Source organism: Streptomyces sp. NPDC104096 (genome assembly GCF_055584385.1).
This window is the reverse complement of the sequence record NZ_JBVJMD010000112.1, coordinates 1-9,967: the sequence shown is the minus strand read 5'-3', so window position 1 is coordinate 9,967 and position 9,967 is coordinate 1. Positions and strand designations below refer to the sequence as shown.

The 9,967-nt window shown below is 69.6% G+C and carries 12 protein-coding genes and 2 pseudogenes; 6 read left to right on the top strand and 8 right to left on the bottom strand.

Features of this window, described 5'->3' with window-relative positions; genetic code table 11:
* A pseudogene (locus ACZ60B_RS41905) lies at positions 1–80 on the top strand (DUF2267 domain-containing protein); the annotation flags it as partial.
* Positions 81–482: 402 nt separating this feature from the next.
* Here the strand turns inward: ACZ60B_RS41905 and ACZ60B_RS41900 are convergent.
* Together ACZ60B_RS41900 and ACZ60B_RS41895 are read right to left on the bottom strand one after the other, a co-directional pair.
* Positions 483–1,052, bottom strand: coding sequence for a hypothetical protein (locus ACZ60B_RS41900; protein ID WP_469397072.1), 570 nt, complete (start codon positions 1,050–1,052; stop codon positions 483–485).
* Positions 1,053–1,359: 307 nt separating this feature from the next.
* Positions 1,360–2,805, bottom strand: a complete 1,446-nt coding sequence (locus tag ACZ60B_RS41895) for an FAD-dependent monooxygenase (protein WP_469397069.1) — start codon at positions 2,803–2,805, stop codon at positions 1,360–1,362.
* A gap of 184 nt (positions 2,806–2,989) precedes the next feature.
* Between ACZ60B_RS41895 and ACZ60B_RS41890 the strand changes: the two genes are divergently transcribed.
* The 3 genes from ACZ60B_RS41890 (at position 2,990) to ACZ60B_RS41880 (ending at position 4,135) form a co-directional block, all read left to right on the top strand.
* Entirely contained in the window at positions 2,990–3,589 is a 600-nt protein-coding gene (locus ACZ60B_RS41890; protein ID WP_469397067.1) for a TetR/AcrR family transcriptional regulator, read from the top strand.
* 91 nt (positions 3,590–3,680) lie between these two features.
* Positions 3,681–3,824 (top strand): hypothetical protein, encoded by a 144-nt coding sequence (locus ACZ60B_RS41885; RefSeq protein WP_469397065.1) that lies wholly within the window; start codon positions 3,681–3,683, stop codon positions 3,822–3,824.
* 113 nt (positions 3,825–3,937) lie between these two features.
* On the top strand, positions 3,938–4,135 hold the full coding sequence (locus tag ACZ60B_RS41880) for a hypothetical protein (protein WP_469397063.1): 198 nt from the start codon (positions 3,938–3,940) through the stop codon (positions 4,133–4,135).
* A gap of 143 nt (positions 4,136–4,278) precedes the next feature.
* Here the strand turns inward: ACZ60B_RS41880 and ACZ60B_RS41875 are convergent, their stop codons facing one another.
* The 3 genes and pseudogenes from ACZ60B_RS41875 to ACZ60B_RS41865 all read right to left on the bottom strand — a co-directional run.
* Positions 4,279–5,103 carry a cytochrome c oxidase assembly protein gene (locus ACZ60B_RS41875; protein WP_469397061.1) on the bottom strand — a complete coding sequence of 275 codons (825 nt, stop codon included), beginning with the start codon at positions 5,101–5,103 and terminating at the stop codon, positions 4,279–4,281.
* Between the two features lie 11 nt (positions 5,104–5,114).
* Positions 5,115–5,645, bottom strand: a complete 531-nt coding sequence (locus tag ACZ60B_RS41870) for a DUF2243 domain-containing protein (RefSeq protein WP_469397074.1) — start codon at positions 5,643–5,645, stop codon at positions 5,115–5,117.
* Between the two features lie 159 nt (positions 5,646–5,804).
* Positions 5,805–6,635, bottom strand: a pseudogene (locus tag ACZ60B_RS41865) (Tn3 family transposase); the annotation flags it as partial.
* 62 nt (positions 6,636–6,697) lie between these two features.
* On the opposite strand from ACZ60B_RS41865, the gene ACZ60B_RS41860 reads away from it, so the two are divergent.
* The gene (locus ACZ60B_RS41860) at positions 6,698–7,282 is read left to right on the top strand and encodes a YrhB domain-containing protein (RefSeq protein ID WP_469397059.1); all 585 of its coding nucleotides are present in this window, start codon (positions 6,698–6,700) and stop codon (positions 7,280–7,282) included.
* On the opposite strand, the gene ACZ60B_RS41855 is transcribed toward ACZ60B_RS41860, so the two are convergent.
* The 3 genes from ACZ60B_RS41855 to ACZ60B_RS41845 form a co-directional block, all read right to left on the bottom strand.
* On the bottom strand, positions 7,264–7,833 hold the full coding sequence (locus ACZ60B_RS41855) for a DUF3885 domain-containing protein (RefSeq protein ID WP_469397056.1): 570 nt from the start codon (positions 7,831–7,833) through the stop codon (positions 7,264–7,266). The genes ACZ60B_RS41860 and ACZ60B_RS41855 overlap by 19 nt on opposite strands.
* A 195-nt stretch (positions 7,834–8,028) precedes the next feature.
* Positions 8,029–8,532: a TspO/MBR family protein gene (locus tag ACZ60B_RS41850; protein WP_469397054.1), complete on the bottom strand. Its 504-nt coding sequence runs from the start codon at positions 8,530–8,532 to the stop codon at positions 8,029–8,031.
* 158 nt (positions 8,533–8,690) lie between these two features.
* The gene (locus ACZ60B_RS41845) at positions 8,691–9,038 is read right to left on the bottom strand and encodes a DUF427 domain-containing protein (RefSeq protein ID WP_469397052.1); all 348 of its coding nucleotides are present in this window, start codon (positions 9,036–9,038) and stop codon (positions 8,691–8,693) included.
* A gap of 157 nt (positions 9,039–9,195) precedes the next feature.
* Here ACZ60B_RS41845 and ACZ60B_RS41840 point away from each other — a divergent pair, with 157 nt between their 5' ends.
* The gene (locus tag ACZ60B_RS41840; protein WP_469397050.1) at positions 9,196–9,630 is read left to right on the top strand and encodes a helix-turn-helix domain-containing protein; all 435 of its coding nucleotides are present in this window, start codon (positions 9,196–9,198) and stop codon (positions 9,628–9,630) included.
* The last annotated feature ends 337 nt before the right edge of the window (positions 9,631–9,967 follow it).

Below are 9,967 nucleotides of genomic sequence, written 5' to 3'. Positions count from 1 at the left end.
TGATCACCCGCATCCTCCACCAGCTCCCCACCGGCTACGCGCTGCTGTTCGGCCAGGCCGAACTCACCCCCGCCGCATAGACGGCGAGCCGCACGTCCGGGGCGGACTCGATGCCTTCGCACACTGTCCGTCCCGAACCCGCGCCTTCGGTTCCTCGGTGCGCATGGCGAGTTCGATGCCGCGGCCAAGCCGCTTGGGCTCGCGGACGACGAGCACGACGGTGACGCCAAAGGAGCGGATCTCCCTGGCGAGCCGCGCAGCGATCCCCAGTTCGGGCCGCTTCGTGGCACGTGCGGATGGTTGTCACCTGGAAGGCAGGCTACAGCCGCATCATCTGAGCCGGGCCTGCCCGGTGGCTGGAGTCCGGACAGCGACGTGCAGTGCCCCGAGCCGTCGCGGACATGTCGCAACAGCCACCGGGTGCGCACCAGGTGCAGGCGTTGTGGCTGCCGGTCACCTCCTCCCATGCGTACCGCCAAGCTTTACGGCATCAGGTGGGCCGCGGAGCAGGCCCGCTCCCACATACCGGGGATCTGCTCGCTCGGGCGCTGCTGTTCGCCGTGCAGGGCGTTGAGCACCACCAGGCATCCGGTCAGGGCCGGCACCGCCCACTGCGCCAGGTGCAGCTGCCGCCGCGCCTTCTCCAGGTCGATCGGGTGCTTGGCCGCCTTTTCGGCGTCAGCGGGGTCGGAGGAGGAGGCCAGCTCGACCTTCTTGCCCAGGACGCGGGCGTAGGCGGTGGCGGCCAGAGCCGCGGCGGTGACGACGGTCTTGGCCGTGGTGGAGGCGGCCACGCCCTGCTGGGTGGCGACACGGTGCGCGTTCACGACGAGCAGCCCGCCGCCGCCGAACAGGTGCGCGCCGATCGCGGCGGCGTTGACCGGTGTCCACTTCGCCCACCCCGACGATGAGATCCGGTCCCGGCTCGCCTCCGTGCCGCCTTGGTCCTCGGCCGCGCCGTTGAGACCGACCGCCCCCATCAGCGAGCCACCGAACCAGGCCGCCAGACCAAGATCGTGCAGGCTGCGGATAGCAGTGTTGCGTTCAGACATGACGGAGCTCCTTCAGGGACGGAAAGAGGGGTTTGGCCGACGTGGACGGCGCCCCCCACACCCTCACCGGACTCCAAGTGCCCCGCCATCACAGCAGATCGGATGGGTGAACGGACGAGCCCCAGCAGCAAGGCCCGGCCTGTCGAGCATCGACGTCCTCGCCTGTGCCACCGCCCCTGAAACCCACACCGGCAACCCGGTGCGGTCCACGGGCCGCGACTCGATACGCAGGCCCACGCCGGTCAGCACCTGCAGGTAGCGCCGCAGCTCTCGCTCTGCTGCCGCCGACTCGTCGATCAGACAGGCTCTAGCCCAGATGCCGGGCCAGCGCCTTTGCGATTTCCGTCGTGTCCGCGTCCTGCGCCGCCCAGGCGGCGTATCCGTCGGGCCGTACCAGGACGGTCGTCCGGCGGTCGTCCGCCCAGCGCTCCATGGTCAGCCGCCCCTCACCGACACCGGGGCCTTCGTACGTCCTGGGGGTGATCAGCACGAACCGGCCGCCGCGCAGCGCCTCGTAGAGTCGGCCCTCCTTCAGGGCGACATCGGGGACGCGGGTGCCGGTGAGGCGGTGGGCGCCGTGGGGGGCGGGGTAGGCGTAGCCGATCCCGGTGATCTGCCCCAGGGCCCTGCGCTGGACGGCCGGGGCCATGTCGACGAATGCGGAGACCAGGGCGCGGGCGGCACGCAGCAGCGGATTTTGCGCGCGGGCCAGCCGGACCAGTCCGCCACTGCTGCGCAGCACTGCCCTGCCGACCGGGTGGCGCTCGGCCTCGTAGCTGTCGAGGAGCCCTTCGGGCGCCCGGCCCTGGACGGCCGCGGCGAGCTTCCAGCTCAGGTTGGCGGCGTCCTGGAGCCCGGTGTTCATGCCCTGCCCGCCGGCCGGGGAGTGGATGTGCGCGGCGTCCCCGGCGAGGAAGACCCGCCCGACCCGGTAGTGCGGTGCCTGGCGTTCGTCACTGTGGAATCGGGAGAGCCAGCGGGCGTCGTGCATGCCGTAGTCGGTGCCCAGGGCGCGGCGGGTGATCTCCTTGACCTCGTCGAGGTCGAGCGGGGCGCCGTCGGAGACCTCGTTGCGGCGGTTCCAGCCCATGACCCGGTACCAGCCGTCGCCGAAGGAGGCGATCATCGCGAAGGCGTCGCTGCGGCCGTTGACGGTGAGGACGTCCTCGGGCTTCTCGGCCAGTCGGACATCGGCCAGGATCAGCGACTTGATGACGGAGACCCCGGGGAAGTCCAGGCCGATCGCCTCCCGCACGGCGCTTCGGTGACCGTCGGCGCCGACGACATAGGCTGCCCGACGGGTGACGAGCGCCCCGTCCGCGCCGCGCACGTCGAGGTCGACCCCTTCGTCGTCCTGCCGCAGCCCCACGACCTCGCTCTCGTACGCGAACTCGACCCCAGCCTCCCGGGCCCGCCGCTCCAGGAGCCGCTCTACCTCGTACTGCGGGGTGATGAGCAGGAAGGGGAAACGTGAGGGCAGCGTGCTCAGATCGAGGGAGAGACGGCGGAAGAGCCGCAGGCCGGTGATGGTGTCGCCGGTGGTGAGGAGTTCGTCGGCGAGGCCGCGGGCGTCGAGCTGCTCCAGGGTGCGGGCGTGCACCCCGAAGGCGCGGGAGAGGTTGCTGATCTCGCGCGGCCGCTTCTCGACGAGGGTCACGGTGACGCCGGCTGTGGCGAGGTCACCGGCGAGGAGGAGGCCGGTGGGGCCGGAGCCGACGACGATGACGGTGCGGTGGGTGGCGGTGCCGTTCATGGTGACCTCCTGTTGCCAGCGCTTGCTTTCCATCGCCTATTTGCCAACACTTGTTGGCCAACGCTTGTTGACTACGATAATGAGGCGCCGAGGGGGGTGTCAACATCTGTTGGCAAACAATTGTTGGCAAACAGTTGTTGGCGAACGATTGTTGACCTACGCCCGTTGGCCTACGCTTGTTGGCATGAATGGCAGCGACAGCACTTCCACAAGTCCCGGCTCCGGCGCCCCCCGCCGCTCCGACGCCACCCGCGGCGCGATCCTCGCGGCGGCCCGCGAACGCTTCGCGATCGACGGCTACGAGCGAGCCACCATCCGCGCCATCGCCAAGGACGCGAACATCGATCCGTCGATGGTGATGCGGTACTACCGCAACAAGGAGGGCCTCTTCGCGGCGGCCGTCGCCATCGACCTGCGGCTGCCGGACGTGAGCGGGGCGGACCGCCGGCAGGATGCGGGACAGATCCTCGTCGAGCACTTCCTCGACATGTGGGAGAACAACGAGGTCCTCACCGCCCTGCTGCGGGTCGGCGTGACGAACCAGGCCGGGGCGGAGCGCATGCAGGGCATCCTGCGGGACCAGCTGCTGCCGGCCGCCCAGCAGGTGTGCCCCGACCCCGAGCAGGTCCCGGCACGGGCGGCACTCATGGCGTCGCAGCTGCTGGGGCTCGCGCTCACGCGGTACGTGCTGCGGATGCCGCCGACGGTGGGGCTGGCGCGGGCGGAGATCGTGGCGTGGCTGGCACCGACGATCCAGCGGTACCTGACCGCGCCGAGTCCTTGAGAGGGCGTTCAACGACCTCCTCAAGGCCACCAACTGTGATCACGACATCACCCAGGCCTTCGACGCATCACCGTACGGATCCACCCCTCGCGTGACCGCAGCCCGGGTGACCGCGCTGCTGGAGGAGCGCCCGGACCCCGCTGTGGTGCGCCTGCGCAGCCGGACAGAGGCCGCGCGGTGGCTCGGCGGTCCGCTGCGCGCCGCCGCTGGGCAGGCGTCCCTCAAGGGGTTCTGAGATCGCCGGAGTGGGCGGACCGCGGGCCGGGTTGGTGTGAGAAGCCCCAGGCCGGGGCACCGGGAGCGTGATGTCTGCCGGGGCGGGCTCCCGGCCGACCGGTGGGAGGCGCCATGGGCCTGCTGGCGCGGGTGGACGGCTACCAGCGACGGCACCGCTGGGCGGGTCTGCCGCTGGCCGTGCTGTACAAGACCGTCGACGATCAGGCGACCTATCTCGCCGCCCTGCCGGCCTACTACGCCTTCCTCCGCGACGACGGAGTCCTCCAAGGGCTTCTAGAAGATCACCGTGAGCTTCGAACCGCACGGTGACGGAAAGGGGAGGCGCCGGACGGGTGTCAGTGACAGGTGTGACATTCCCGCCCCGTGAATCATGATCAGGACGACGGCGCCCACCCCTTGGGCGCGTCCTTCGGGCACACCACCGCCGAGCAGTGGCACACCGGTGGGCGCGTTTAGGCAGGTGCCGTCACTTCCCGGGTGGCGGCGGACTCGCGGGTGCCTGTCCGCCGCGGCTCGGGGCGCCAAGTGGCGATCAGAGCGGCGGCCAGGAGTAGTTCGGCGATGTCGCCGCCGTAGTACATGATCTCCGCGCCTGCCTGGACCTGGGGGATTGGGGCGTGGATGTCGACCCAGAAGCCGCCGTACATCAGCTGGGAGATGACCGCGTGGGTCGCGATCGCGACGCCGAGGTAGACCAGCCGTGCGCGCACGGCTGGCCGGGAAGGAGCGGGGTCGGGGCCGGCGATGGCGTAGGCGAAGAGGCAGCCGGACAGCAGGAAGTGCGCGTGCAGCAGCCAGTGGGCCGCCGGAGTTCTCATGGTCGCGTTGCAGAGGGGGGTGAAGTAGAGGACCGCTAGGCTGCCCGTGGACAGCGCCAGTGCGACCGCGGGGTGGGCGATCACCCGGGCGGCTTGGCTGTGAAGCACGGCGGTCAGTTGCCGTCCACGGGCTGCGGGCAGGGTGCGCAGCAGGAGGGTGACGGGGGCGGACAGGACGAGCGCGAGGGGCGCGTACATGCCGATGAGCATGTGCTGGGCCATGTGGCCGCGGAAGTCCTCGCGCGCGAAGGGCGCCACGGGCGGCAGCAGCGCGGCGCCGAGCAGGCAGACACCGGTCAGGAAGCTGGTCGTCCGCCAGCGGCTCCAGCCCAGGGCCGGGTTGCGCTGGCGGGCCCGGTGAGCGAGGAGCAGGTAGGTACCGGCGGCGGCCAGCAGGACGAGCACGGGCAGGAGCCATTGAAGGAGGCTGCTGCCCGCGGCGTGTCCGCGAGTGGGCATGTGGTGGTCCATCAGGCTCGCCGGCCTTCACTCCGCCCAGCCGGTGCGCCTGGGTCGAAGGGCTGGCCGCTGCGCTGGAGCAGGTAGCCGCCGATCAGGAGCAGGCCGCCCAGGACGAGGAAGCCCGCGTCCCACCAAGCCTGGTAGGGGCCGCCGTGGACGTGATGGATGCCCAGGATTTGGTGGTCCAGGATCCCCTCGACCAGGTTGAACAGCCCCCACCCGACGAGGATCCAGCCCCACAGGACCCGCGAGGTCCACACCGTCCGCCGGTTGTGCGTGACGCGGGAGTACAGGATGGCAAGGCCCGTAAGGACGGCGATCCAGCACACGGCGTGGAAGATGCCATCCCACACGGTGTTCATTTCCAGTCCCGAGACCGTATGGGGGTTGTAGTACTTCACCCCGATGTGGTCGTGGTTGGTGCTGGAGAGCATGTGGTGCCACTGCAGCAACTGGTGCAGCAGGATGCCGTCGACGAACCCGCCCATCCCCACCCCGAGCACGATGCCCGGCAACTGAATACTCGCCGGCTGTGCCATGCCTGCCTGGGCCTCCTCGCCCATCGTGGTGGCCACCGCTCGTCTCCGCTCCTGGTCCGGGGCTCCGCTGGGAGATGCCTCGGCTGCAGGTTCCCCTCTCCGCGGAACCCACGCGCGTGCGTGCCCGCCATCCGGCCCAACCGCAGCCGTGTCCTGGGATCACGCCGTGTCCTCAGCGTTCGGGGCACGCAGAGGCCGTAGGTCGCCGGGCAGGTCGGGGAGTTGGAAGGAGTACCGGCGCAGCATTGACATGGTGGCGGACGAACGGGGACAGCCGGATGAGGTCCTGGTCGCAGACCTCGAAGCCGTCAGCGCGGAGCTGGGTGACGGCGGCGTCCAGGTAGCGGGTGTCGAACAGCACGGGCGCGTTGAGGACTAGGCCGAGCGCCCCGATCTGGTCTTTTATGCCGTCCTGGTAGCGCTGGTAGAGCTGCCCGGCCCGCCCGTGGAAAATCTTCCGGGCGAGCGCGTGGCGGCCTTCCTGGAAGTTGGCCTGCATCTTGATCCGGCGGCGGTGGCCGGGCTCGTCGGCCGAGCGCAGGATGTGCAGGGTTTTCGCGATCCGCCCGTAGTGTGCGATCGCATCCCCGACGGTGTGGGCCGCCCGTCGCGGGAGAGCATCCGGATGATCTCGTAGGCGCGGACGGCTCCGGTATGGATGGAGCCGATGACCCGCAGGATGTCCTCCCAGTGCCGCTCGAGGCGGGCGAGGCCGATCCGGCCGCGAGCCGCTTCCTGGAAGGCGCCGTAGTCGGCGGTGCGGTCGGTGCGCCACATCTTCTGGTCAGGCAGGTCGGCGAGCTGCGGAGCGTAGGCGAACCCGGTGAGGGTGAGCAGCCCGACCACGATGTCGCTGTAGCTCGCAGTGTCGGTGACGATCATCTCCGGGCGGCGGCCGCCGTCGCGGTCGTAGAGGACGTCCAGCACATACAGCGAGTCGCGCGGGGTGCCGGCCACGACCTTTCCACCGAGCCCGGCGGCTTGGTCGTACGTGCCTTTGGGCCATGCGAATTTGCTGGTCGAGGGAGGGGGCGGTGCGGGAAGCTGCATGGGTGATCGAGCGAGAGGCCGCCGTTCAGGCCGTCGAGGACCAGCTGGAGCGCGACTATCAGCAGTGGCGGGCTGCGGGCGTGGACGCGACGCGGATGGCTGTGGTCGACGTCGAGGAGCACGAACTGGTGTGGATCGTCTCCTGGACCTCCGAGGAGTTTGTACGCACCCGGAACCCGGAATTCATGCTGGCCGGTAACGGGCCTTACCTGGTCGACCGTGTCGACGGGGGACTGCACCGAGTCGGCGTCGTCTCCGCGGTAACCGGGGAGTGGGAGCCCGACTATCGAGCCCGGATACGTGGGCTGCCGGTGCGCACAGCAGTAGATCATCTCCATGATGCGCTGTGCGAAGTCGCCACCGCGCGCGGACGCATGCACGCTGTGCGGACACTGCGCCAGAGGCTGCCGATGTTCTCGCCTGCGGAGGCCATCGAATATGTGAGCGCATTGCTGGACGGTGATGCGCCCGCGCGGATCGTGGCTGTCGCCACCAAGGAGCTCGTGGAGCCTCTCAACCCGGTGCTTGTAGTGGAGACGATTCTGAGCGGGGCGGAGAGCCGAGCGGGTCAGAGACCCGAGGGGTGACGAGAAAGCCAACCAGCGTGCCGATCGCGCACCTGGTCCCGTTCCTCGGAGGTGGCGAGGAAGACGTCAGCGCCACCGTCGTAGGGGTGGTGGATGCGCTGCATCCGGGTGTCGGTGATGAGGATGCCCGCCACCTTGTTGTCGGCGATGTCTCGGAGCAGATCGTCGATGCAGCCACGCCTCCAGGGTCGGCGGGCGGCGAAGAGGTGGCAGTGCGTGCGGAACGCAGGGTCAGGATCTTCCTCCACCAGCAGGCTCTGCCAATACCCGGTGACGGCCTGCGATGGTGGAACCTCCGCTTCGGTCGTCCAGAGCGGTGCGATCACATACACGTCTGCACTAGCGAACAGCTCATCGAGGACGGTGTTGTAACGCTCCAGGACGACGGCGTACTCGCTCTCGTCCTCCGCGTACCGCTTCGATGCTGGCAGGCTGTGAAAACGTACCCAGACATCCCGATACGGGCCCCGGAGCTTGTACCCAACCGGCGGGCAACTTGGCCAACGCTGCTGCCACAACTCCGTCGGATCCGCCTGCCCGTCTCCAGACACCCGTCGTACTCGTCCTCTCGCGCATGAACCTACCGACGACTATGACGCCGGTGCTCACGAATGAAAGACACCGACTTCTCAACGGCAACTTCGCGGCGGTGTCCCCTCGGCGGATCAGTGCTTCCGTTTGCGGCGTGTGTCGTCCGGGGCGCAGAACGGCAGCAGGATCATCTGTGTCGGCCTGCCGGCGACGGCTCAGCGGTTGTGATGGGCGATGGAGGCATTCAGAGCGGTGGCGAAGGCGCACCATGCGCCGTACGGCCACAGAGCACGGCCCGCCATCTTGTCGGCCCGCGCGATCCGGCGGGCCAGGTCGGCGTTGCTGAGGTTGAGCAAGGCCGTGCCGGCCAGTCCGGCTCGTGGGCTGCGCAGGCCGAAGAACAGCCAGTTCCAGCCGGCGTTCAACGTCAGGTTCATCCCGAAACTGGTAGCGATCTGCACACGTTCTCGGCCGTGAGTCCGGGTGAGCGCCCGTCCGCCGGCGAAGGCGAGGCAGGCGTAAAGAGGTGTCCACACCACGCCGAACGCCCACGACGGCGGCTGCCACACGGGCTTGCGAAGTGCCCGGTACCAGGTGCTTCCCGGATCGACCGCCGCCGAACCCGTTACCGCGGCCACGGCCACAGCGCCGGCGGCCCCGGCGTACCACCGCCACCCTTGCTCGCCCCGGTGGTCATGCCCGTCGCTGATCAGTCTCATGCCGAAGACTCTTCCCCGCCGCGCCCGACCGTTAGCGCCTACTGGTCGTCAGAACGCCGATGACATGGACGTCGGAAAACGCGGCGAGCTGCTTGCGGAGGCGAGCCGGCGGCCGCTGGCCGGGGCAGTGTGGCAGAGGCGCCTGGACGTTGGTCCGGTCACCAGCCGTGGGTGTGGGCTCCTCCCTTGAAGGGGCCACGGACCTCGGGGGTGATCCAGCCTCCGTAGAAGTCGCCTTGCTGGGGCCGCACCGTGTAGCCGTCGACGGTGCAGCGGTCGAATTTCCCGGCGTAGAAGGCGACGTGGTTTTTGAGGTCTTCGTAGGGCGGCCGCGGGTCGGGGTAACTCCATGCGGCGAGGGCGCGAAGGTGGGATCCCACCAGGATGTGCCAGTAGTCAGCGCTGCCTTTCCACTCGCACCAGGTGTGGTGGGAGGCAGACCGCAGCAGGTCCGTGCGCACGTCGGTCGGGGGCACGTAGAACACCGGCGGGTGGCTGGTCTCCATGATCTTCCAAGCGCGGGTCGTATCGGCGAGGTTCTCGCCCGCGCATTCGACGGCGATCCGTCTCGGGTCGCGGCGCAGAGCAGGCGGGCGCGGAAGGCGCCGCGGGATGCGGTGATGCGGGCCCGGATGATCGAGTCGAGCTGATCCGGGGCTGCGGGTGCCGGCGATCGCGGTGGAACTGGGCTGCAGTCGGAAGACGGTCCGCTGCCGGCTGCACCGCTTCAACCACGCGGGCCTTGAGGGCTTGGACGATCTGGGCGGGCAGGGCCGCGAGCGGCGGATCACCGAGCAGGAACGGTCCCGGATCATCTCCCTGGTCAAGACCGTGCCGCCGGGGCGGCTGCGGCGGGAGCCCGTCGGGGAACTGTGGGCCTTCGACGAGTCGGGCCCCGCCCAGTGGACACTGGATTCCCTGACCGCGGCAGCGAGGGCCGAAGGCATCGAGATGGGCCGCTCGCAGGTGCGCCGCATCCTGCTCGCCGAAGGCGTGCGCCGGCGCCGCACCCGGTCCTGGACGCGGTCGAAGGACTGGGACTTCGACCCAGAAGGACACGGATCCTCGGCCTCCACACCCGCCCGCCCGACGACGTGACGGTGATCTGCGCCGACGGGCCGGGGCCGGTGATCCCGCGGACCTTCCCGCCCGCACCCGCCTGGTCAATGGACGGACACCGGATCAAAGCCGAGCTCGACTACAGCCGCGGACCGGAGAAAACCCTGGGTCTACGGCGGCCTGCGACCCGCCGACGGCCAGGCCCTCACCATGACCGCGTCCTCCCGCAACAGCGTCTTCCACCAGCAGTTCCTGCAACTGCTCGAGGACGCCAGCCCAAGCGGCCAGATCTGGATCGTCACCGACAACCCGTCCGGCCACAACGGCCTGTCCACCCGGGCCTGGCTCGAGGACCATCCCCGCATCCACCACGCGT